Origin of the sequence: Alkalibacterium indicireducens (assembly GCF_039522005.1) — a bacterium.
In the GTDB taxonomy this organism is placed as follows: domain Bacteria; phylum Bacillota; class Bacilli; order Lactobacillales; family Carnobacteriaceae_A; genus Alkalibacterium; species Alkalibacterium indicireducens.
This window is the reverse complement of record NZ_BAAADA010000055.1, coordinates 583-867: the sequence shown is the minus strand read 5'-3', so window position 1 is coordinate 867 and position 285 is coordinate 583.

The window sequence follows — 285 nt, the reverse complement described above, 5'->3', positions numbered from 1 at the left end:
ATAGTGATATGTGGAGCGGACCAGTACTAATCGGTCGAGGACTTAACCACAAGAAAGAAAGTATAGCGAGGCGGGTAGATGATCCCGGGATTTGACCACACATACCCTGAATGAGCACCGTAAGGGCGCAATGGGTAAGGGTGTCACATCACGCGGTCATCTGCCGAGCGAAACTGGACTGATGTGTGTTAAGGGTAAGTGGTGTTGTTTCGTGTTGATCAGCTGTCTAGTTTTGAGAGAACAACGTTCTCCAGTTTAATAGAAGAGTCACTGTGCGGTGACGAT